Source organism: Mesorhizobium sp. KR2-14, from assembly GCF_040049255.1.
In the GTDB taxonomy this organism is placed as follows: Bacteria; Pseudomonadota; Alphaproteobacteria; order Rhizobiales; family Rhizobiaceae; genus Pseudaminobacter.
This window is the reverse complement of the sequence record NZ_JBDZDR010000006.1, coordinates 207,541-229,731: the sequence shown is the minus strand read 5'-3', so window position 1 is coordinate 229,731 and position 22,191 is coordinate 207,541. Positions and strand designations below refer to the sequence as shown.

Genomic DNA, 22,191 nt, shown 5'->3' with positions numbered 1-22,191 from the left:
GTGATCTCTCTCTAGCTACGGGTGACCGGTCTGCGTGGGCCGGTTGCCCGAGGCGTGCTGCTGGTGCCCGGGCAGGAGAGGTTTTGGGCGCTTCGCAAAACGTTCTTGGCATGTGCAGGCCCTTCTTCGATCGCATCCGCCTTGGCGGGTGCCAATGGGGCATCGCGTGATCGATCGGGGGCGAATATGCGATTTTGCGAGCGCGTCAGGTTTCTGAAGCTGGTCTCGGCCCACTTTCGCAAGACCATGCAGGCGGCGCTTTCGGTGCTTCTTGTGCTCAGCGCGCAGATCGCCGTCTCGGCCGGCGTCTTTTTGAGCGGTGGCGTCGCGCCCGCAAATGCCCAGTTCAGCGGTTGCGATTCCCGCATGTGGCTGGTCCAGTACGGCACGCTCTATAACGTATCGACCACCACCAACCCGTTCACCTTTTCGCCGGTCGGCACCGCCGCACCCACCAACTATAACGGTGCCGACTATAATCCCGCCGACAATTTCATCTATGCGATGAGCTTTGAGAGCGGGAAGACGAACCACGTCTTGCGCGTTCGTCCCAACGGCACCGTGCAAGATATCGGCGCGGTCAACAATCTGCCCCTTGCCGGCAATTACCGTAGCGGCGCGTTCAGCCCGGCCGGCAATTTCCTTTATGTCGTCGGAGCCAATTCGTCCAACGTCCTGCACCGCATAAATATCGCAAACATGAATGCGATCGCGGTGTCGTTGAGCCGCAGCATCGATATTGCCGACCTGGCGTGGGTCGGCGGTCTTCTTTATTCGGTCGAGCAGAACGGCCAGCTGGTTTCCATCCATCCGACGACTGGCGTGGTGCAGAACATCGGTGCGCCCGGTCCCTCCGGATATATCGGCGCAATGTTCGGCGCCCCGAACGGGCTGTTCGGTTCTCGCAACAGTGGCGGTTTCTACCAGTTCGACCTGACCACCGGCGCAAGGACGCTGCTGTCTGGATCGCCGGCCGCCGACAGCAATGACGGCATGCATTGCCCGGCCGCCAATCTGGCTTTCGGGGCCGAGCTTGCGGTGACCAAGACCGACGGTTCGCCCACCTACACGCCGGGCGCAAAGAGCGTCTACACGATAGAGGTCACCAATTCCGGTCCGTTCGGAGTCCAAGGCGTGACCGTCTCGGATCCGCCGCCGGCCGGTATCCCCGCCTCTGCGATCAACTGGACGTGCTCCGCCTCCGCCGGGGCAAGCTGTGCGCCGAGCGGTACGGGCGGAATTGCCGACAAAGTGAATGTGCCTGTCGGCGGGAAGGTGACCTATCAACTGACCATCGATGTTCCGTTGAACTTCGCCGGGCCATTGACCAACACCGTCACGATCACGCTGCCCGATACAGTGATCGGTGATAATCCCAGCAACAACGTGGCCACCGACATCAACGTTTCGGTGCCCCGCCTGACCTTGCAAAAGCAGGTGTTGAACGACCATGGGGGAACCCGAACTCCCCCGGATTTCGTTCTTCGCGCCAGCGGGCCAACGTCGATTTCCGGAGCCCACAACAGCGCCGCAGTCACCTCCGCCCCCGTGGTCGCAGGCACCTATACGCTGAGCGAAACCGGGCCGAGCGGCTACACCGGTTCAGACTATGTCTGTTCGATCGATGGCGGGCCGCAGGTGACCGGCAACACCATCTCGCTGCTCAACGAGCAGGTGGCCGTCTGTACCGTCGTCAATCGCGACCAGCCGGCGACACTGACGCTCGCGAAGGTCGTCCAGAACAACCATGGCGGCACCGCCGTGCCGACCGACTTTACGCTGTCGGCCGCCGGTCCGACTCCGATCTCCGGTGTATCGGGAAGCCCCCAGCTAACCGCCGCGACGGTCCACGCGGGCGTCTACACGCTGTCGGAAACGAGCCTTGCCGGCTACTCCCAAGGCACCTTCATGTGCGCGATCAACGGCGGCGCTGCGGTTGCAGGCAACATGCTGACTGTCGCCAATGGCGACGCTGTGGTCTGCACCGTTACCAACAGGGACCAGCCGGCGCGGCTTACGCTGGTCAAGGAAATCGTCAACGACTACGGCGGTACGGCGACACTCTCGGATTTCACCCTGTCGGCTACGGGTCCCACGTCCATTTCCGGCACCTCCGGCAGCGCGGCGGTGACGTCTGCGGCGGTTGCGTCGGGCACCTATACGCTCAGCGAAACCAGTTTCCCCGGTTATGTGGACGGAGATTACAGCTGCTCGATCAACGGCGCCGCCGCCGTCCCGGGCAACAGCGTGACCCTCGCCAATGGTGACGATGTGGTCTGCACCGTCACCAACACCGTTCAGCCAGCCCGGCTGACGCTGGTGAAGTCCGTCACCAACAGCCGTGGCGGTACGGCGTCGCCTGCCAATTTCACCCTGACGGCCACCGGCCCAGTGGTCATTTCAGGCGTTACCGGAGCCCCGGCGATCACCGATGCATCGGTGCCCGCCGGCAGCTATGTGCTGCGCGAGACCAGCATCCCCGGCTACTCCGGCGGGGACTATTCCTGCGTGGTGAATGGCGGCGCGGCCATATCGAGCAACACACTGAACCTGGCCAATGGCGACGAGGCGGTCTGCACCATCGCCAATCAGGATCAGCCGGCAACGCTGACACTGGTCAAGACGCTCGACAACAGCCATGGCGGCATCGCCGCGGCAACCGATTTCACGCTTTCGGCCACCGGTCCGGTGACGGTCTCGGGTCCAACAGGCTCGGCCCAGGTGACCCGCGTGTCGGTTCCGGCTGGCGTCTATGCGCTGTCCGAAACCAACCTGCCCGGCTACGCGGCCGGCAGCTACAGCTGCGTAATCAACGGTGCGGCTCCGGTGCCGGGCAATTCGGTAACGCCGGTCAATGGCGATGCGGCGGTGTGCACCATCGTCAACAGCGACATCCCGCCGGCCGTGACGATCAAGAAGGAACTGATCGACGAGGACATCGCGCGCGACGAGGCTCCGCAGCCGGGCGAGCTGCTGACCTATCGCATTACGCTCACCAACACCGGCGGCACCGCCTCCAATTATTCGCTGACCGACGTGCTGGATGCCAATGTCAGCTTCGTTGCGGCAGATCATGGCGGTGTGTTCAGCGGTCAGGAGGTTATCTGGAATGGCCTGACCGTAGCGGCTCAGGACGGCGCCACCCCCGGAAAGCTGGAGCTGACGATTCGGGTGCAGGTGGATGACCCGCTCGCGCCGGGCGTGACGACCATCACCAACATCGCCAAGAAGACGGGGAACAGCAATCCCGGTTGCCCGTCCGACCAATGCGTGCAGATCCCGGCACCGGCGAAGATCACGCTCAGGAAGGAACTGACCGGCGAGAGCATGGTCGAGGACCGCTCGCCGCAGCCAGGGGAGGTGCTGATCTACCAGATCACGCTGACCAACACCGGCGGCGCGGCCATCAACTACTCCGTCACCGACAAGCTGGACGAGCACGTCACTTTCGTCTCCGCCGACAATGGCGGCGTCGCGGGCGGGGAGGGCGTCGTATGGAACGGCCTCGCCGTTCCGGCCCAGGTCGGCGCGACGCCGGGCACGCTTGTGCTGACCGTCGAGGTGCAGGTCGACGACCCGCTCACGCCAGGGGCGATCGTGACCAACCTGGTCAAGGAGACCGGCGACCCCGACCCGTCCTGCCCCTCCGACCAGTGCGTGCGGATTCCTGATCCGGCGCATATCAGCGTCAGCAAGAAGCTGGTCGGCGAGGATGGCGCGTTGCCGGGCATTGCCGAACCCGGCGAGACGCTGACCTACAGGATCACCCTGACCAACACTGGCGGCGCGACAAACAGCTATGGCGTCACCGACAAGCTGGATGCCAACACCATTTTCGTCAGCGCCGACAATGGCGGCGTCCACGCTGGCGGTGTGGTCGAATGGACCAACCTGACGGTGCCTGCCTACAACAACGGCGCGCCGGGCATGCTGGAGCTCACCGTCGAGGTGCGCGTTGCCGCATCCCTGCCGGCAGGCACGACCAAGGTGTCGAACATCGCCTTCGAAACCGGACAGACCGAGCCATCCTGCCCGTCGGCCCAGTGCGCCGAGCTGCCGACCCCGCCCGTCATCGCGATCGACAAGAAGCTGGTCGGCGAAAGCGGCGCCAAAGCCGGTGTAGCAGAACCGGGCGAAACGCTGACCTACCAGATCACGCTGACCAATACGGGTGGTGCAGCGACTGGCTACGCCGTCACCGACCGGCTCGATCCCAATGTGTCCTTCGTCAGCGCCAGCGACGGCGGCGCCCCGAGCGGCAGCGATGTCAATTGGACCAGCCTGTCGGTTCCGGCCCAGGTGGGCGCGGTGCCGGGCACCCGCGTGCTCACGGTGCGCACCAAGGTGGCGAGCCCGCTGCCGGCCGGCGTGACCGGCATTGCCAACGTCGCCTTCGAGACCGGCCAGCCCGAGCCGCCCTGTCCTTCGGCGCAGTGCGCCGAAATGCCGACGCCTCCAAACGTGAAGATCAAGAAGGAGCTGATCGGCGAAAACGGCACGCAGGCCGGCATCGCCGAGCCTGGCGAGACGCTGACCTATCAGATCACGCTGACCAACACTGGCGGCCCCGCGACCAACTTTGCGGTCGTAGACAAGCTCGATCCAAATGTCGGCTTCGCAAGCGCCGATCACGGCGGCGCACCTGTCGGCAGCAATGTCGAGTGGAGCGGGCTTGCCGTTCCACAGCAGATGGGGGCGACGCCGGGCGAACTCGTGCTGACCGTCATCACCATCGTGAACGATCCGCTCCCGGCTGGCGTGACGAAGATCGGCAACCTCGCCTATGAAAAGGGCGAGGCTGAGCCGTCCTGCCCGTCCGACCAATGCGCGTCGCTGCCGACGCCGCCCGCGATCACCATCGAGAAGAAGCTGACCGGCGAAAGCGGCAGCCGCGCCGGCGTTGCCGAGCCGGGCGAGACGCTCACCTATACGATCACGCTGACCAATGTCGGCGGTCCGGCGACCAACTATGCCGTCACCGACGTGCTCGACCCCAACGTGACCTTCGCCAATGCAAGCGATGGCGGCACGCAGAGCGGCGGCAACGTCAACTGGACCGGCCTTTCGGTGCCTGGCCAACTGGGCGCAGTGCCCGGGACGCGCACGCTGGTGGTGCGCACCAGGGTCAAGGATCCGTTGCCGGTGGGGGCAACCAAGGTCTCCAACGTAGCCCTAAGGACCGGCGATCCGCTGCCGCCATGCCCTTCGGCAACATGTGTGGAAACGCCGACGCCGGCCGAGGTGACCGTGCAGAAGACGCTCACCGGCGAGAGCAAGACCGTAGACGGCATCGCCGAGCCGGGCGAGACGCTGACCTATACGATCACGCTGACCAATGCCGGCGGCACCGACTTTGCCGATTTCAGGCTGACCGAGCACGTACCTGCGGGCGCGACGCTGACCGCGGTCATCGGGGCAGACGGCCTTGCCGGGCCGATATCCGGCGCCGGCACGCTCGACCTCACGGTGCCCGTGGTGCCGGCCAACGGCGCGACTACCGTCACCGTCTCGTTCCAGATCGCGGATCCGCTGCCGGCGGGGGTCACCAGCATCGTCAATGCGGTTTCCGGAGGCGACGTGCCCCCCGATTGCACCACCTGCTCGGTGACGACGTCGACGCCGGCCAAGGTGACTCTAGACAAGAAGCTCACTGGCGAGAGCCTTGCCGTTGACGGCATTGCCCAGCCGCGCGAGGTGCTGACCTATACGCTCACATTGACCAACTCCGGCGGCAGCGACTTCGCCAATTTCCGCTTCACGGAGAATGTGCCTGCCGGAGCCACGCTGACGGCCGTCACAGGGGCGACCGGCTTCACCGCTCCGGTCGCGGGGCCGGCCACGCTTGACCTGTCGGTGCTCAGTGTGCCCGCCGGTGACATTGCCACTGTGACGGTTGCCTTCACGGTGGATGAAATTCTGGCCGATGGGCTCACCAGCATCGTCAACACGGTGTCGGGCGGGGACACGGACCCCGGCTGCACGACCTGCTCGGTCACCACACCGACTGCGCCTAAGGTGACCCTCGAAAAGACGCTCACCGGCGAGAGCATTGCTGCAGACAACATCGCCCAGCCCGGCGAGGTGCTGACCTATGCGCTGACGCTGACCAACAGCGGCGGCAGCCCCTTCGCCAATTTCCGCCTCACGGAGAATGTGCCGGCAGGAGTGAGGCTGACTTCGGTCAGCGGTGCCAGCGGCTTCGGTTCGGCGGTTGCGGGGCCGGGTGCCGTGAACCTTACGGTCGCTACTGTTCCGGCCAATGGAACGGCCACGGTAACCGTCCAGTTCACCGTCGACGCTCCCGTTGCCGACGGTGTGGACAGCATCGTCAACACGGTCTCTGGGGGTGATGTCGATCCCGATTGCAGCACCTGCTCGGTGACGGTGCCGAGCGCACCCAAGGTGCGGGTTGCCAAGGCCTTGACCGGCGAGAGCATGACCGTCGACCAGGTCGCGGAGCCAGGCGAGGTGCTGACCTATACGCTGACGCTGACCAACAACGGCGGCAGCGACTTCAACGATTTCGAGTTCACCGAGAACATTCCCGCCGGTGCGACGCTGACAGCTGTCGCAGGGGCGACTGGCTTCACCACGCCGGTTGCCGGTCCGGGCTCGCTCGACCTTGCCGTGGCTACGGTCCCTGCCGACAGCTCGGTCACGGTCACCGTCGAGTTCACCGTCGATGACCCGCTGCCGGCCGGCGTTTCCGAAATTGCCAACACGCTATCGGGCAGGGACATCGATCCCGGATGCACGACCTGCTCGGTCACGACGCCTGTCGCCAAGCCTGAACTCGCCATCTCGAAATCAGGCAAGTTCGAGGATGCCGACGGCAGCGGCGGGCCGACGCCGGGTGACAGGCTGACCTATAGCTTCGTCGTCACCAACACCGGCAACCTGCCGCTCGACAGCGTCAGCCCGGTCGATGCTGGCCCGACCTTCAACGGCCATCCGGCGACCAACAGCCTCTCCGCGATCACGCCAGCGGCGCTGGCGCTCGCCCCCGGCGAGGAAGCGACCTTCACCGCGACCTACCCGCTCAGCCAGGCGGATATCGACAACGCTGCGGGTATCGTCGACGGCATCAACAACACCGCCAAGGCCCAAGGCTACCGGGGCGGTGTCATGATCCCTTCGAACCTGGTCGAATCCAACGAGAGCGTGGCGTTGATCGCGCTGCCGTCGGCGGCGCCTTCGGACGTCACCGTCATCAAGCAGGCCGGCTTGCGCTACATCCGGATCGGCGAGAAGGCGCCCTACACCATCACGGTCGTCAACAACGGCCCGTCCAATGTCTCGGGCATCAGCGTAACTGACGTGGCGCCGTCCGGCTTCCGCTATGTGGACGGCTCGGCGACGGTCGACGGGGTGGCCGTGGCCCCGGTCGTCAACGGTCGCAACATCGTCTTCAAGGATCTGGCGGTGCCGGGCAACGGTAAGCTGGTCATCCGCCTGCAGCTGATGGCACTGAGTTCGGCCGGGCCGGGCAAGCACGTCAACACGGCGATTGCCGCGGATGAAGACGGCAACAGGATCGCGCCGGACGCCAAGGCGACGGTCGAGATACTGGCCGAGCCGGTCTTCGACTGCGGCGACGTCATCGGCAAGGTGTTCGACGACAAGAACGGCAACGGCTACCAGGACGAGGGCGAGCCCGGCCTGCCAGGCGTGCGGCTGGCAACCGTCGACGGCGTGCTGGTGACGACCGACGCGCATGGTCGCTTCCACATCGCCTGCGCGGACCTGCCCGAACAGCGCATCGGCTCGAACTTCATCCTGAAGCTCGACCCGCGAACGCTGCCATCCGGCTACAGCCTGACCACTGAGAACCCACGTGTCGTCCGGCTCACCGCTGGCAAGATGACCAAGCTCAACTTCGGCGCCTCGATCGGCCGCGTCGTCCGGCTCGACCTCAAGGATGAGGCTTTCGTTGCTGGCCGCATTGAGCTCAAGGGCGAGTGGCAGCGAGGGCTCGACCAGCTGGTCGAACTGCTCGGCAAGGAGAAGTCGGTGCTGCGCGTCAGCTATGTCGGCGCCGGGAAGGAACTTGCCGCCCACCGCATGCGCGCGCTGGAGGCGGAAATCGCCGAACGCTGGCGCAAGGCAGGCCACCGCACCCCGCTGGACATCGAAACGCGCGTGGAGGCAGGCAAATGAGGACCATCTTGGAGGCCGCTCGCCTGCGCGCGGGCTCGTCGTCAGTTGCGCGAACCGGTCGCTCGGCGTTGCTGCTTGCCGGCACGGCGTTTGCCCTGTTGGCCTGGTCGGGGGCCGCCTGGTCTGACGATGGCGCAATTCCCTTCTCGATCTCCGTCGACGGCGCACCGGTGGCGGAAGGCGCCACGCCGATGGCGGAAGATGAAGCGCGCAAGACCGACGTTGGTCTTGCCGCAGTCGACATCCAGGTGAAGTTCGACGGGCTCGATGCCAAGCCGTTGCTCAACGTGGCGACCATGCCGCTGCGCCGCGCCTACAAGACGGGTGAGGTTGTCGGTTTCGTTGCGAGGGCCAACTATCCGGCCTTCATCGAGCGGGCCGAGGTCCGTATCTATCCAGCGGACAAGCCGGAGGCTTCGAGGCCGGTCGCCGTGGTGCCGGTTGCCATCAATGGCGAGGCGGCCTGGACGTTACCATCGCCCGCGGAAACGGCGGGCGATTTCAGCTATGTGCTTCGCGTCTACGACGCCCAGGGCCGCTACGACGAGACCTTGCCGCTGACCCTTGCGCGGACGGACATGGCCGTCACCGAGGGCCTGACCGATGTCGCCAGCGCACCCGACATGGGCGAGGTCCGTACTGCGCTGCGCAACATTCCGGTCAGCGGCGGCGCCGTCACCATTTATGGGCGCAACGTGCCCGAAGGCCATCGCGTGCGCGCACTCGGCGAGGACATCCCCGTCGATCCCAACCGGGCCTTCGTCGTCCAGCGCATCCTGCCGCCCGGCGACCATGAGGTCGATGTCGCCGTGCAGGGCGTCTCCACGGCAAGCGCGCTCGATTTCAACCGCCAGATAACCATTCCCGACAACGACTGGTTCTATGTCGCGCTGGCCGATCTTACGATCGGCAAGCGCATGGGCGATGCCGGGATCGAGGCGGTGCGGCCGGGCGAATACGACGACATCTACACCAACGGCCGACTGGCCTTCTATGTGAAGGGCAAGATCAAGGGCGCGTACCTGCTCACCGCCGCCGCCGACACCGGCGAGGACAGAATCGAGAACCTGTTCCGCGGCCTCGACGGCAAGGATCCGCGCCAGCTTCTGCGCAGGCTCGATCCGGACGACTACTATCCGGTCTATGGCGACGATTCGACCATGGTCGAAGACGCGCCCACCAACGGCAAGTTCTACGTCCGGCTCGAACGCGGCGACAGCCATGTGATGTGGGGCAACTACAAGACCCGCATCACCGGCACCGAGTTCATGCGCTCGGACCGCGCACTTTATGGGGCGAACGTCGTATATCGCTCCGAGGAGGCAACCTCCTTCGGCGAACGCAAGAGCGAGGTCACCCTCTATGCTGCCCAGCCCGACACGCTGCCGCAGCGCGATGAGTTCCTTGGCACCGGCGGTTCTGCCTATTTCCTGAAGCGACAGGACATCACCATCGGCTCGGAGACGGTGGCGGTCGAGGTCCGTGACAGCGTCACCGGCCGCGTCATCGAGCGGCGCACGCTGGTCTATGGCGACGACTACAGCTTCGACTACATGCAGGGCGTCCTGATCCTCAAGAGCCCACTGTCGTCGGCTACTGGAGCCACCGGGCCGGTGCGCAACGGCGCGCTCGGCGGCAACAAGATCTACCTGGTCGCCCAGTACGAATACACGCCCGTTGCCACCGACGTCGACGGCTATGTCTATGGCGGCCGGGCCCAGCAATGGCTGGACGACAAGGTGCGCGTCGGCGTCACCGGCATGAGCGAGACCACCGGCGAGGCCGACCAGCAGGCCTATGGCGCCGACATCCAGTTCCGCCATTCCGAGAAGACCTTCATCGAGGCCGAGGTCTCGCGGTCCAGGGGCCCGGGCTTCAGCACCGCTCGCTCGACCGACGGCGGCCTGACGATGAGCGAGATCGGCACTGCGGGCCGGCGCGACCGCGCCGCCGCGGCCTGGCGCGTGCGCGGGCAGGTCGACCTCGAAGAGATCGCCGAAGGCGGTGTGAAGGGCACGGTCGGCGGCTACTACGAGGAGGTGCAGGCCGGCTTCGCCACGCTTTCGAAACAGGCCCTGATCGGCCGCCGCATCTGGGGCGCGCATGCCGATCTCGCGATCACCGAGCGCACCGGCCTCACGCTCCTCTATGACGATTTCAAGGACGCGGAAGGGCAGCTCAAGCGCGAGGGCAACGCCAGTCTCGGCTACCAGCTCGATGAATATTGGAAGGTTGCCTTCGGCATCGGCTACACAGACATCCTCTCGCCGAGGGCGATCGGCTCGGGCAAGAGCGGCTATGACGGCTCGCGCCTGGACGCCGGCGTCCGGCTCGAATACCGGCCCGACGCGGACCGCATGGCCTACGTCTTCGGCCAGGGCACGCTCGACCGCTCCGGAGACATCAGGCGCAATGACCGCGCCGGCGTCGGCGGCGAGATCAGGCTCACCGAGACGATCGGCGCGACCGGTGAAATCTCCTACGGCAACAGCGGCCTCGGCGCGCTGGCCGGGCTGACCTACGACCCGACGGCCGACGCGCATTATTACATCGGCTACCGTCTCGATCCCGACCGCGCCTTCGATGTCGACCGCTCCTACGATCTGGTCGGCACCGACCGCGGCGCGATCGTCGGCGGCGTGCGGCGCAAGCTGGGCGAAACCGCCTCCGCCTATGTCGAGAACAGCTACGACATGTTCGGACGCCGACAGTCGCTGACCCAGACCTACGGCGTCGTCTACACCCCCAACGCCGTCTGGACTGTCGACACCGGCTTCGAAGCGGGCCTCGTGCGCGACCGCACGATCGATCCGGCCACCGGGCTGGAGCGCGCGGACTTCGACCGCAAGGCGGTGTCGCTGTCGGTCGGCTACAACGACGAAGAGGAGGGCATCAACGCCCGTACGCGCGGCGAGGCGCGCTTCGATGAGAGCGAGGACGGCAGCCGCAATCTCAACAGCTATCTCTTCGCTTCGGGCCTGTCGTGGAAGACGAGCGAGGACTGGCGCCTGATGGCGCATGTCGACGCGGTTCTGTCCGACAGTTCCGCCGGTGCCTTCCGCGCCGGCGACTATGTCGAGGCTTCGCTGGGCTACGCCTATCGCCCCGTCGACAATGATCGGCTCAACGCGTTGTTCAGATACACCTGGCTCTACGATCTGCCCGGGCCCGACCAGGTGGGCTTCAATGGCCGGCTGGCCAGCCCGCGCCAGCGCAGCCACATCCTGTCGGCCGACCTCATCTACGACCTGTTTCCCTGGCTATCGGTTGGCGGCAAGTACGGCTTCCGCATCGGCGACGTCCAGCAGCGCTTCCTCGACGGCTCTGACGGCCTCTCGCCTTGGGAGCGCTCATCGGCGCATCTCGGCGTCCTTCGTGCCGACCTGCACATCGTCAAGGAATGGGACATTCTGCTGGAGGGCAGGGTGCTGGCCATGCCGTCAGCCAAGACAACCGACTACGGCGCGCTGGCGGCGGTCTATCGCCACGTCGGCAACAACTTCAAGGTTGGCGTCGGCTACAACTTCGGCGTCTTCTCCGACGACTTGCGCGATCTGACGCTGGACGACAGGGGAATCTTCCTCAACGTCGTGGGAAAGTTCTAATTGCATAGGCTGAGACATTGCGCTGTGAGCTCGCGAAGCTGAACAGCGCAGATCACCTCCCGCCTCACGCTGTCGTGAGGAGAACGGCCACATTGCGGACAGATTGGGCGGCTGCCCTGATGCAAGTCCGCCGGCGGCCGCGTGCACCGGCGGCATTGTAAATGTGCTGATCACCGAAGCGCTCACTCGACCCGGAGGCGCTGATGCCTGCACCTACGTCTCGCCTGCCAAAGCAATCCGACCCGCCCGGCACATCGGCGGCTATCCTGCAGCTATCGGCGTCGGCGTCGCGCGCCGGCTGGCTGGCAGCCTATGAGGCCGTTCGGGCCGAGACCGAGCGGCGCGCCGCGCCGCTTTCCGCCGAGGACCAGCTCGTTCAGTCGATGCCCGATGCAAGCCCGATCAAATGGCATCGCGCGCATGTCACCTGGTTCTTCGAGCAGTTTCTGCTGATGCCATACGCGGCCAACTACCGCGTTTTCGATGAGCGCTTCCCGTTCCTGTTCAATTCCTATTACGTCAGCGCCGGGCCGCGCCACGAGCGGCCGAGACGGGGACTGATCACCCGCCCGGATGTCGAGACGGTCACCGCTTACCGACAGCATGTCGACGCGGCCGTCCGCACCCTCATCACCGCGGCCGACGATGAGCTGTTTGCAACAATATGTCCGATTCTGGAGATCGGGCTTCATCATGAGCAGCAGCATCAGGAACTGATGCTGACCGACATCCTGCATGCCTTCGCGCAAAATCCGGTGCTGCCGGCATATGATTCCGGCTGGCGCTGGCCGGTGACTGCAGGCAAGGCCGGGGCGTTCGCCGAGCTCGCGGAAGGCGTCCACACGATCGGATACGGCGGCGACGGCTTTTGCTATGACAATGAAGGTCCCGCGCACCGGGTCTTGGTGGGTCCGATGCGGATCGCCCGCCGGCTTGTCACGAATGGCGAGTGGATGAACTTCATGGCCGATGGCGGCTATGAGACGACGACGCTCTGGCTCTCGGACGGCTGGACAACCGTCCAGGCGGAAGGGTGGAAGGCGCCTGGCTACTGGCGCGAGGTCGACGGCGCCTGGTTCAGATTGACGTTCGCCGGTCTCGAGCCCGTCGATCCCGACCTGCCGGTCTGCCACGTCAGCTATTATGAAGCTGATGCATTTGCCCGCTGGGCCGGCAAGCATCTCCCGAGCGAAGCGGAATGGGAAGTGGCGGCGAAGAGCGGCGTGCTCGACGACGCCTTCGGCCAGGTGTGGCAGTGGACGCGCAGCGCCTATCTGCCCTATCCCGGCTATCGTGCGGCGCCCGGTGCGCTCGGTGAATATAACGGCAAGTTCATGGTCAACCAGATGGTGCTGCGTGGCAGTTCGCTTGCCACGCCGGAAGGTCATGCCCGGTATAGCTATCGCAACTTCTTCGTCCCCCAGGCGCGCTGGCAATTCACCGGACTGCGCCTTGTCGATCACCCCTGACAATGTCGCGATGATGGCGCTCCCCCCACAAAACGCCCACCCTGCCGAAATGGAGGTCGGGGCGACCTTTGATTTCGCGGCCGATGTGGTGGCGGGCCTCCGGGCAAGGCCGAAGCGCATCCCCTCGAAATATTTCTATGACACCCCCGGCTCGCTTCTTTTCGAGGAGATCACGCAACTCCCGGAGTATTACCCGACCCGGGTGGAGCGCGGCATCCTCGCCGAGAACGCCCAGGCGATCGCCGAGCTGTTGCCGGCAGGCAGGGCGCTGGTTGAATTCGGCAATGGTTCGAGTGCCAAGACGCGCATTGTCCTGCGTGCGGCAAGAGAGCTCTCAACCTATGTGCCGGTCGATATCGCCGCCGAGTTTCTGGAGGAACAGGCCCAAGCCTTGCGGCTCGAATTCCCGTCCCTGAATGTGCTGCCGGTCGCCGCCGACTTCACGAGAGTTTTCGACCTGCCGACGAGCGTTCGGACGATGCCGCGGGTCGGCTTCTTTCCAGGCTCCACGATCGGCAATCTCGATCCGCCGGACGCCGCCGGATTCCTTCATCATGCCGGCCTGAGCCTCGGCACGGACGCGGTGATGGTTGTCGGGGTTGACCTCGTAAAGAACGAGGCCGTCCTCCACGCCGCCTATAACGACGCTGCCGGCGTGACCGCCCGCTTCAACCTCAACCTGCTTGCCCGTATCAACCGGGAGCTCGGCGGCGATTTCGATCTGGGTTCTTTCGAGCATCGGGCGTTTTTCGACCGCGGGCATTCGCGCATCGAGATGCATCTCGTAAGCCGCGCAGCCCAGCGCGTGGCGGTGGACGGTCATTCGTTTGATTTCGCGGAGGGCGAGACAATCCACACCGAGAACAGCTATAAATACACCGTGGAGGCCTTTTGGGCGCTCGCCCGCGGGGCCGGTTGGAGGCCCATCAAAGTCTGGACAGACAGCGATGGCTGGTTCTCGATCCATGTTCTCGCGAACGAGGCCGATGCCGGCAACCAGCCAGAGCCCCGGCGCCTGTAACGCCCAGCATCGCTATCGTGGCCCCTTCGGTTCGGTAGATTGATCGGAAGGCCACCTGCCGGCGGCGGCCGCGTCACTGTCAGCCGCGCCGGGCGGCCTCAATCGCGGCGACGTCGATTTTCTTCATGTCCATCATGGCAACAAACGCGCGCTTTGCTTCATCGCCACCAGCAGCCAGCGCCTCTGTCAGCACGCGCGGCGTGATTTGCCAGGAGATACCCCATTTGTCCCTGCACCAACCGCAGGCGCTTTCCTCGCCGCCATTGTCGACAATGGCGTTCCAGTAGCGGTCGGTCTCTTGCTGATCGTCGGTGGCGATCTGGAATGAGAAGGCCTCGTTGTGTTTGAACGCGGGCCCGCCATTGAGACCCAGACAGGGGATGCCGGCAACTGTGAATTCGACCGTCAGCACGTCGCCCGCCTTGCCGGAAGGGTAGTCGCTGGGAGCGCGGTGGACGGCGCTCACCGAGCTGTCGGGAAATGTCTCGGCATAGAAGCGTGCTGCAGCCTCGGCGTCCTTGTCATACCAGAGGCAGATCGTGTTCTTGGCAACGGCCATTGCTCGTCCTCCCGTTGAAGCCAGTTCCGGCGCGATCTCCCACGCGCTCGCGCCATCCTGCCAGCAATTCCCGAAAGCTCATAGCCTCCATCGGAAGCAGCCGGGCCCCCGGTTCAAGTTCGGCCACTCACCGGGTGCGGCGCGAGCCAGGTCACTTCTGCTTGCACGCAATCCCGTTCGTGTCATCGCTCCTCAGGTCGGTCAGCGTAGCGTTGCCGCCCTTGTCCCAGAATTCGTACTGGCCGCCTGCATAGCGCGCCCCGGAGCCTGAAAGCACATTGGCCATCACCACCTTCTGGCCGTCCCAATCCATGATGGCGAGGCTGTTGGTGCCCACATTGATGAACTCGATGTCGAGCTCTCTGGCGCCCTCACACAAATAGCTGGCGCTTATCCGTTGCGCCTCACCGGGCAAGTCCAATTCCACGGCAGCGACAGGCGCAGTCGTAGCAACAAGCACCGCGACGGGGAGGCTGAACCAAAGGGCTGACATGAATGGTCTCCAATTATGAACGTGCACGAACCATATGCCGGACCGGAATGCGATTGTCGCGGCATCATTCATTCTATCCAGGTTTTCGGAAACCGCGACACCGCGGCGCCGACAGGCTAAGCACATCTGGTGGATGTAGAGAGGCAGGGAGAGCCGCATGCGTTTTCTGATCGACGGCGCGGACGGCGCCTTCGCTACCATTTTGCTCGCGCACGGTGCCGGCGCGCCGATGGACTCTCCTGCCATGGACGCAGCCGCCCGGGCGCTGGCGAATGCAGGTTTTCGCGTTGCGCGGTTCGAGTTTTCGTACATGGCCGCCCGGCGGCAGGGGGGCCGCAAACCGCCTCCCAGGGCGGAACTTCTCCAGGGCGAGTATCGCGAGGCGGTGAGGGAGCTTGGCGCATCCGGGCCGCTGATCATCGGCGGCAAGTCGATGGGCGGCCGGGTCGCGTCCATGGTCGCGGATGGTCTGCACGCCAGCGGCAGCATCGTCGGGCTTCTCTGCCTCGGCTATCCGTTCCATCCGCCTGCGAAGCCTGAACAGTTGCGAACCGCGCACCTGGCCGAGCTGAAGGCACCGACACTGATCTGCCAGGGCACGCGCGACCCATTCGGAACCCCAGAGGATGTCATGTCGTACGATCTCTCCGGCCAGATCGAGATCCTCTGGCTCGAGGACGGCGACCACGATCTCAAGCCGCGCAAGAAGGTCTCCGGCTTCTCCGCCGAGGACCATCTCGCCACCGTCGCACGCACGGCCGAGGCCTGGGCACGGCGGGTGATCGGTTAATGCGTAACCGGTTTCGAACAGTGGGCCTTCGACAGACCGCTCACATCGAAGTGAATGCCGGACCGGAATAAGCGCATGGCTGGGTTTGTCTTCTGCTCGAACGACACACGTTCGAAAGGAGCAAGACAATGCCCAAGCAAGAAAAAGAAACCGGCACCGGGTTTGTGCTGACGCGCAGGCATGCGCTTGAATGCATGGTCTGGGCGGGAACCGGTGTGCTGTGGACCGTTGCGGGCGGCATCCCCAAGTCGCTCAGCCTGCTCGACGCGGCACAGGCCGCCGAAGCTGCGCAGGGCGCGATGACCTTCCTGCAGATCTCGGACAGCCATGTCGGCTTCGACAAGGAAGCCAAGGTGACCGCTGTCGACACGCTGACCGAGGCGATCGACAAGGTGAACGCGCTTCCGGTGAAGCCCGCCTTCATGATCCATACCGGCGACATCACCCATCTTTCCAAGGATGGCGAGTTCGACGACGCTGCACGCATCATCGGCAGCACCGGCCTGGATGTTTTCTACGTCCCTGGCGAGCACGACGTGATCGATCCGGGGCAGGGCAGGGCCTATCTCGATCGCTACGGCAAGGGCACGCTCGGCGCCGGCTGGCACTCATTCGACCTCGGCGGGGTCCACTTCATCGGCCTTGTGAACGTCGTCGACCTCAAGGCCGGCGGGCTTGGCAATCTCGGCGCCGAACAGCTCGCCTGGCTCAAGAAGGATCTCGACGGCCGTTCGGCCTCGACGCCCATCGTCGTCTTTGCCCATATCCCGCTCTGGTCGATCTATCCGGAATGGGGTTGGGGAACGGACGATGCCGCACAGGCGCTCGCGCTCCTGAAGCGTTTCGGTTCCGTGACCGTGCTCAACGGGCACATCCACCAGATCGTGCAGAAGGTGGAGGGCAACATGACCTTTCACACGGCGCGCTCGACGGCCTTTCCGCAGCCGAAGCCCGGCACGGCCGACAAACCCGGCCCCGTGATCGTTCCCGCCGACCAGTTGCGATCGATGCTGGGCCTGACCTCGGTCGACTTCACCGTCGGCCAGGAGAGGCTCGCGATCACCGACACCACCCTTGCATGAGGAGGTTCGCATGAACACGCAAGAAAGGAGGAATTGCCATGCCTGCCATGCTGCTGAAGGGGCCCCGAGCGGGTCTTGCCGCGATGTTCGTCGCCCTTCTTGCCCAGCCGATTGCCCCGGCTGCCGCAACGGAGGCACGGGTGACTATCTCGAATTTCTCCTTCGAGCCGCAGACGTTGACGATCGAGCGTGGCGACACGGTGCGGTTCGTCAATTCCGATGACATGGTCCACACGATCGTGGCGGCCGACGGCAGCTTCCGCTCCGAGCCGCTCGATACCGGCGGCAGTTTTGTCAGGACTTTCACTCAATCCGGCAATATTGCCTATTTCTGTGGCCTGCACACCTTCATGAAGGGTAGCATAGTCGTCAAATGACCTTCCGCGATGGCCCGTCGACCGGCGCAGCAGCAAGGACGTGAGTGCTTTGAGTGGAGATCAGCCGACGATCCGGTTCCGGGAACTGGTCGTGCCGCATCTTGAGGATGCGCTGGTCTTTGCGCGCTGGCTGACGGGCAATCGCGATGATGCGGAGGACGTCGTGCAGGAGGCCTGCCTCAGGGCGTTCGCCTCGCTCGGGGAAGGTGCGATCCTGCGCCCACGTGCCTGGCTTCTGGCGATCGTCCGCAATACCGCCTTCACCTGGATGGCGAAGAACCGGCGGAAAGGGCTGCTGGTGCTCGGCGATCAAAACGAGCTGGATCGGCTGGCCGAGACGGGGGAGGGGGACTTTTCCGACCCTCCAGCCCTGACGCCCGAGGCTGAACTTATCCGCAAGGCCGACGCCGCTGCCGTCCAGAAGGCCGTCGGCGCATTGCCCGCCCCGCTGCGGGAGGTGCTCGTGCTGCGCGAATTCAATGATCTGAGCTATCGCGAGATCGCCGATCTGCTGTCTGTACCGATCGGCACGGTGATGTCACGCCTGTCGCGCGCGCGCCTGTTGCTCGCGGCTTCGATTGCGGAGGACCATCGTGGCTGAAGCCAGGACACCGCTGGAAACGGACCTTCTGTTGCTGAACGCGCTTGTCGACGGTGAGCTCGACGCGGCTTCGGCCGCCGCACTCGAACGCCGCATTGCCGATGAGCCGGCGCTGCGCAAGGCCTATGATGCCATTGCCGCCACGCACGCGGCGCTCGGCAGGCTCGAACGCCCGCAACTCGACGCGAAACTGCTCGACAGGATCGAAGCCGCTGTCGGTGCTTCTGGCAAGCCTGCCGGGTCCCCACGGCGGCGACCAGGCTGGCAGGCGGACTGGCGCGCCCTTGCCGCATCCCTTCTCATCGCCGTGATCGCGGCCGGGAGCGGCGGCTATTGGCTGGGTGCGCAAGGCCCGCGCGAAACCACCGCCGATCTCGTGGCGAGCAGCCATCGCCGAAGCCTGCTTGCCGCAAGCCCCGTCGACATCGCCTCGTCTGATCGCCATACGGTGAAGCCCTGGCTCGACGGCCGCATCGGTATCTCGCCGCCGGCCCCCGACCTTGCAGCGAAAGGCTTCGCGCTTGTCGGCGGGCGCGTCGATGTCATTGGCGGTCGCACCGTACCGACGCTCGTCTACCGCCACAACGAGCATCTGATCACGGTGGTGGCGCAGCCGGCAGGGACGGGGACCTCCGGCCCCGAAGACAGGGAAGCCGACGGCTACAATATGGTGAGCTGGAAGGGGAGCGGCTTCGATTACTGGGCGGTGTCCGATCTCGAGCGCGCCGAACTGGACAGCTTCGTCGCCGGTTACCGCACTGCCACCAAGGCCGGTGGAAGTAACGCCGGGAACGTGCCTGATTAGAATCCCGCCGAGATCGCGACTTGGGTTTGACAGGCCCTCGAAGTCGCGGAACGGCTGGTACTGCGTGATGGCGAGGCCCGCGTCGCGTGCCCTCCTGACGCCGGGACTATGCGGGGGAAGGGTCGTCTTTGGCAACGAAACGCAGCATCATCTCGACGGTGTTCTTCTTGAGACGTTCAAGCTGCTCCGGTGCGCCGAAGTCGCGTCCGAAAATCATCGAGAAAGTGGCCCGGTTGGAGACGTTGAAGAAGCAGAGTGCGCTGACCTGCCAGTGCAGTTCGACCGGGTCGAGCCCGGGGCGGAAGATCCCCTCGGCCACGCCGCGCGAGTAGATGCGCGAGATGTGGTCGATGGCCGTTACGTTGAGGTCGCGGATGGCGTCCGACTGCTTCAGGTACTGACCGTGGTGGATGTTCTCGATCATCACCATGCGGATGAAATCCTCGTGCTGGTGGTGATGCTCGAAGGTGAACTCGACAAGGCGCGTCAGGGCGGCCACCGGCGGCAGGCCTTCTATGTCGAGTTGCGCCTCGCCCTCGCGCACCTGCCTGTAGGCCTCCTCCAGCGCGCGCAGGTAGAGGCCCTCCTTGTCGCCGAAATAATAATAGATCATGCGCTTGCTGAAGCGCGTGCGTGCGGCGATCTCGTCGATGCGAGCTCCCGACAGGCCGTTGAGGGCGAACTCGCGCGAGGCGATCTCCAGTATGTTCCGCCGCGTTCCTTCCGGATCCGGCACGCGGCCCCCACCGGCTTCGGGTCTGGATTTCTCATCTTTCGCGACGGTCATGGGTTCTCGGATGCCTCTACGTAGGTCGGGTGATTGACTGTACTATCTAGTTCGTACATCATCCAGCCCGCAGGTGCCCCTGTCATAGCGGCGGCGCCCGCGCAAGCACAAGTGCGGCGCTGCAGCCGCCTGCGGCATGACCGGGAGGAGAGGACTGGAATGGCCGACAGCCTTGTCGACCGGCTCGGGCAGATTGCGGCCGGGCATCGTGGCACGCCTAGGCCGGGCGAGGACTGTGTCGTCGTGGGCCTGCTCGGCCGCGGCATCCAGTCCTCCCGCACGCCGGGCATGCACGAGCGTGAGGCAAGGCGCCTCGGCATCGACTACGCCTATCTCCTCCTCGACTTCGACATGCTGGCGCTGCCCGATGCGGCGGTCGGCGATGTTCTGGACGCGGCGCAAGCGGCCGGCTTCCAGGGCGTGAACGTCACCCACCCGTTCAAGCAGGCCATCATGCCTTCGCTGGATGATCTGTCACCGGAGGCGTTCGCCATCGGCGCGGTCAACACGGTCGTGTTCCGCGAAGGGCGCAAGGTCGGGCACAACACTGACGCCTGGGGGTTCAGGGAGAGCTTTCGAGAGACCATGGCCGGCTCGGCCATGCGGACGATCGCCCTGTTCGGCGCCGGCGGGGCGGGTGCGGCGGTCGCCTACGCGCTCGACGGGCTCGGCGCGGACGAGCTCGTCGTCATCGACACGGAGGCGGCGAGGGCCGAGGACCTCGCCCGGAGGATGGCATCCCGCGCGGCCGGTCGCATCATCGCCTCCCGTGACGCGGCGGCTGCGGTCGCCGCCGCCGGCGGCATCGTGAACACCACGCCGATCGGCATGGCCAAATATCCGGGTACGCCGTTCCCGGCCGACCTTCTTTCGCCGCGGCAATGGGTGGCCGAAATCGTCTATTTCCCGGAAGAGACCGAGCTTCTGCGCCGCGCCCGCGCGCTCGGCTGCCGCACGCTGGCCGGCACCGGCATGGCTGTCTACCAGGCCGTGCGCGCCTTCGAGCTCTTCACGGGCGTTGCGCCCGACCGCCAGGCAATGGCGGGCCATTTCGAGGCGGCGGCATGACCGGCTCAGTGTCTCCCGCCCGCGTCGCCACCGTCGAGACGCGCCTCGACAACAGGCTCAATCACGGGCGGCTCTGGATCGGCACCATGGACGCGTTTGCCTCGAGCGACGCCGAATACATCGGGCAGGAAGCCGAGCTGGTCGCTGCATTCAGCGCCTTATCGAATATCAATTATATGGAATCTCCGCTGTCGAAAGACTGGCCGGAAGGCATGCTGGAGAAAATCAACGCGCTCTGAGGGGGGCGCGTCGAAAGACGGGAACGGCAACAGGGAGGTATTGCCAATGACATTTGATATCACACGCCGCCAGGCGCTGGCAGGAGCCGCAGCCCTTGCCCTCGCGAGTGCCGTTCCGGCGCTCGCGCAGGACAAGCCCAAGTTGCGCTTCTCCGCCGTCTTCTCGGAGCAGGACATTCGCGCCGAGATGATGAAGATGTTCGACGACGCCATCAAGGACGACTTCGCCTTCGAGGGCTATTACGGCGGCAACCTGTTCAAGCAGGGCACGGAGCTCGTGGCGCTGCAGCGCGGCAATCTGGAAATGGGCAATATCGCGCCGCAGGATATCTCCAAGCAGATCCCGGCCTGGTCGATCCTGACTGCCGGCTATCTCTTCCGCGACGCGGCGCACCTGAAAGCCTTCTTCGCCAGCGAGGCGGGCGCGGAGATGAAGAAGATGGCCGAAGACCAGCTCGGCATCGTGATCCTGGGCCCGACCTATTTCGGTGTGCGCCAGGTCGGCCTGAAGCCCGAGAAAGAGATCAAGACGCCTGCCGACATGGCCGGCATCAAGCTGCGCATGCCCGGCGGCGACGCCTGGCAGTTCCTCGGCGAGGCGCTCGGCGCCAATCCGACGCCGATGGCTTATGCCGAGGTCTATACGGGCCTGCAGACCGGCGCCATCGACGGCCAGGACAACCCGCTGCCCAATGTCGAGAACATGAAGTTCTACGAGGTCATGTCGCAGATCGTGCTGACCTCGCATCTGGTCGGCTTCGACCTTCTCGTCGTCTCGAAGAAGGTCTGGGACGAGATGGGCGCGGAGAAGCAGGCGCGCTTCCAGGCCGCAGCCGACAAGGCCATCGACTTCTCGACCGAGAAGCATCTCGCCCATGAGAAGGAGCTGGTCGAGAATTTCAAGGCGAAGGGCCTGAAGATCTACGAGCCGGACGTCGCCGCCTTCCGCGAGAGTGTCCAGGAGAAGTACCTGGCCTCCGACCTCGCCAAGGAATGGCCGGAAGGCATGGTCGACAAGATCAACGCGCTCTAGAGCATCGGACCCGAAAGTGGACGCCGCTTTCGGGAAATCCGATGCGAAAACAAAGAGCTGGAGCGGGAGCACCGATTCCATCGGTGCTCCCGCCCGCTCTGATGT

15 protein-coding genes are annotated in these 22,191 nt (G+C 64.9%); 12 read left to right on the top strand and 3 right to left on the bottom strand.

Translation table 11 applies throughout. The features are described from left to right. The first annotated feature begins 186 nt into the window (after positions 1 to 186). The 4 genes from ABLE86_RS16865 to egtD all read left to right on the top strand — a co-directional run bounded on the left by ABLE86_RS16865 (position 187) and on the right by egtD (position 14,252). Complete coding sequence (locus tag ABLE86_RS16865) at positions 187 to 8,157, top strand: hypothetical protein (RefSeq protein WP_348780124.1); 7,971 nt, start codon at positions 187 to 189, stop codon at positions 8,155 to 8,157. Next, positions 8,154 to 11,762 carry a TonB-dependent receptor gene (locus ABLE86_RS16860; protein WP_348780123.1) on the top strand — a complete coding sequence of 1,203 codons (3,609 nt, stop codon included), beginning with the start codon at positions 8,154 to 8,156 and terminating at the stop codon, positions 11,760 to 11,762. Before ABLE86_RS16865 ends, ABLE86_RS16860 begins: the two co-directional genes overlap by 4 nt. A gap of 203 nt (positions 11,763 to 11,965) precedes the next feature. Then, positions 11,966 to 13,231 carry an ergothioneine biosynthesis protein EgtB gene (gene egtB / locus ABLE86_RS16855; protein WP_348780122.1) on the top strand — a complete coding sequence of 422 codons (1,266 nt, stop codon included), beginning with the start codon at positions 11,966 to 11,968 and terminating at the stop codon, positions 13,229 to 13,231. A gap of 13 nt (positions 13,232 to 13,244) precedes the next feature. Further along, the gene (gene egtD, locus ABLE86_RS16850; RefSeq protein WP_348780185.1) at positions 13,245 to 14,252 is read left to right on the top strand and encodes an L-histidine N(alpha)-methyltransferase; all 1,008 of its coding nucleotides are present in this window, start codon (positions 13,245 to 13,247) and stop codon (positions 14,250 to 14,252) included. A 79-nt stretch (positions 14,253 to 14,331) separates the two neighbouring features. Here the strand turns inward: egtD and ABLE86_RS16845 are convergent, their stop codons facing one another. Together ABLE86_RS16845 and ABLE86_RS16840 are read right to left on the bottom strand one after the other, a co-directional pair. Further along, the gene (locus tag ABLE86_RS16845; RefSeq protein WP_348780121.1) at positions 14,332 to 14,811 is read right to left on the bottom strand and encodes a VOC family protein; all 480 of its coding nucleotides are present in this window, start codon (positions 14,809 to 14,811) and stop codon (positions 14,332 to 14,334) included. A gap of 151 nt (positions 14,812 to 14,962) precedes the next feature. Then, positions 14,963 to 15,304: an MliC family protein gene (locus ABLE86_RS16840; RefSeq protein WP_348780120.1), complete on the bottom strand. Its 342-nt coding sequence runs from the start codon at positions 15,302 to 15,304 to the stop codon at positions 14,963 to 14,965. 157 nt (positions 15,305 to 15,461) lie between these two features. On the opposite strand from ABLE86_RS16840, the gene ABLE86_RS16835 reads away from it, so the two are divergent. The 5 genes from ABLE86_RS16835 (at position 15,462) to ABLE86_RS16815 (ending at position 18,959) form a co-directional block, all read left to right on the top strand. Continuing rightward, the gene (locus ABLE86_RS16835) at positions 15,462 to 16,094 is read left to right on the top strand and encodes an alpha/beta family hydrolase (RefSeq protein ID WP_348780119.1); all 633 of its coding nucleotides are present in this window, start codon (positions 15,462 to 15,464) and stop codon (positions 16,092 to 16,094) included. Positions 16,095 to 16,222: 128 nt separating this feature from the next. Then, positions 16,223 to 17,176: a metallophosphoesterase gene (locus ABLE86_RS16830; RefSeq protein WP_348780118.1), complete on the top strand. Its 954-nt coding sequence runs from the start codon at positions 16,223 to 16,225 to the stop codon at positions 17,174 to 17,176. 38 nt (positions 17,177 to 17,214) lie between these two features. Beyond that, positions 17,215 to 17,553: a cupredoxin family copper-binding protein gene (locus ABLE86_RS16825; protein WP_348780117.1), complete on the top strand. Its 339-nt coding sequence runs from the start codon at positions 17,215 to 17,217 to the stop codon at positions 17,551 to 17,553. 40 nt (positions 17,554 to 17,593) lie between these two features. Beyond that, complete coding sequence (locus tag ABLE86_RS16820) at positions 17,594 to 18,154, top strand: sigma-70 family RNA polymerase sigma factor (protein WP_348780116.1); 561 nt, start codon at positions 17,594 to 17,596, stop codon at positions 18,152 to 18,154. Next, positions 18,147 to 18,959, top strand: coding sequence for an anti-sigma factor (locus ABLE86_RS16815; protein ID WP_348780115.1), 813 nt, complete (start codon positions 18,147 to 18,149; stop codon positions 18,957 to 18,959). The genes ABLE86_RS16820 and ABLE86_RS16815 overlap by 8 nt, the downstream gene beginning before the upstream one ends. A 106-nt stretch (positions 18,960 to 19,065) precedes the next feature. Here the strand turns inward: ABLE86_RS16815 and ABLE86_RS16810 are convergent, their stop codons facing one another. Further along, on the bottom strand, positions 19,066 to 19,746 hold the full coding sequence (locus ABLE86_RS16810) for a TetR/AcrR family transcriptional regulator (RefSeq protein WP_348780114.1): 681 nt from the start codon (positions 19,744 to 19,746) through the stop codon (positions 19,066 to 19,068). Between the two features lie 159 nt (positions 19,747 to 19,905). On the opposite strand from ABLE86_RS16810, the gene ABLE86_RS16805 reads away from it, so the two are divergent. The 3 genes from ABLE86_RS16805 to dctP are packed head-to-tail and all read left to right on the top strand — an operon-like array spanning position 19,906 to position 22,086. Next, a complete protein-coding gene (locus tag ABLE86_RS16805; RefSeq protein WP_348780113.1) occupies positions 19,906 to 20,814 on the top strand; it encodes a shikimate dehydrogenase in 909 nt (302 codons plus the stop codon). Then, the gene (locus ABLE86_RS16800) at positions 20,811 to 21,053 is read left to right on the top strand and encodes a hypothetical protein (protein WP_348780112.1); all 243 of its coding nucleotides are present in this window, start codon (positions 20,811 to 20,813) and stop codon (positions 21,051 to 21,053) included. The genes ABLE86_RS16805 and ABLE86_RS16800 overlap by 4 nt, the downstream gene beginning before the upstream one ends. Positions 21,054 to 21,099: 46 nt before the next feature. Next, positions 21,100 to 22,086: a TRAP transporter substrate-binding protein DctP gene (gene dctP, locus ABLE86_RS16795; RefSeq protein ID WP_348780111.1), complete on the top strand. Its 987-nt coding sequence runs from the start codon at positions 21,100 to 21,102 to the stop codon at positions 22,084 to 22,086. Positions 22,087 to 22,191 lie beyond the last annotated feature (105 nt).

Coding starts and splice junctions, on each gene's coding strand:
- ABLE86_RS16865 (WP_348780124.1), top strand. CDS start 187: ATGCGATTTTGCGAGCGCGTCAGGTTTCTGAAGCTGGTCTCGGCCCAC.
- ABLE86_RS16860 (WP_348780123.1), top strand. CDS start 8,154: ATGAGGACCATCTTGGAGGCCGCTCGCCTGCGCGCGGGCTCGTCGTCA.
- egtB (WP_348780122.1), top strand. CDS start 11,966: ATGCCTGCACCTACGTCTCGCCTGCCAAAGCAATCCGACCCGCCCGGC.
- egtD (WP_348780185.1), top strand. CDS start 13,245: ATGGCGCTCCCCCCACAAAACGCCCACCCTGCCGAAATGGAGGTCGGG.
- ABLE86_RS16845 (WP_348780121.1), bottom strand. CDS start 14,811: ATGGCCGTTGCCAAGAACACGATCTGCCTCTGGTATGACAAGGACGCC.
- ABLE86_RS16840 (WP_348780120.1), bottom strand. CDS start 15,304: ATGTCAGCCCTTTGGTTCAGCCTCCCCGTCGCGGTGCTTGTTGCTACG.
- ABLE86_RS16835 (WP_348780119.1), top strand. CDS start 15,462: ATGCGTTTTCTGATCGACGGCGCGGACGGCGCCTTCGCTACCATTTTG.
- ABLE86_RS16830 (WP_348780118.1), top strand. CDS start 16,223: ATGCCCAAGCAAGAAAAAGAAACCGGCACCGGGTTTGTGCTGACGCGC.
- ABLE86_RS16825 (WP_348780117.1), top strand. CDS start 17,215: ATGCCTGCCATGCTGCTGAAGGGGCCCCGAGCGGGTCTTGCCGCGATG.
- ABLE86_RS16810 (WP_348780114.1), bottom strand. CDS start 19,746: ATGACCGTCGCGAAAGATGAGAAATCCAGACCCGAAGCCGGTGGGGGC.
- ABLE86_RS16805 (WP_348780113.1), top strand. CDS start 19,906: ATGGCCGACAGCCTTGTCGACCGGCTCGGGCAGATTGCGGCCGGGCAT.
- ABLE86_RS16800 (WP_348780112.1), top strand. CDS start 20,811: ATGACCGGCTCAGTGTCTCCCGCCCGCGTCGCCACCGTCGAGACGCGC.
- dctP (WP_348780111.1), top strand. CDS start 21,100: ATGACATTTGATATCACACGCCGCCAGGCGCTGGCAGGAGCCGCAGCC.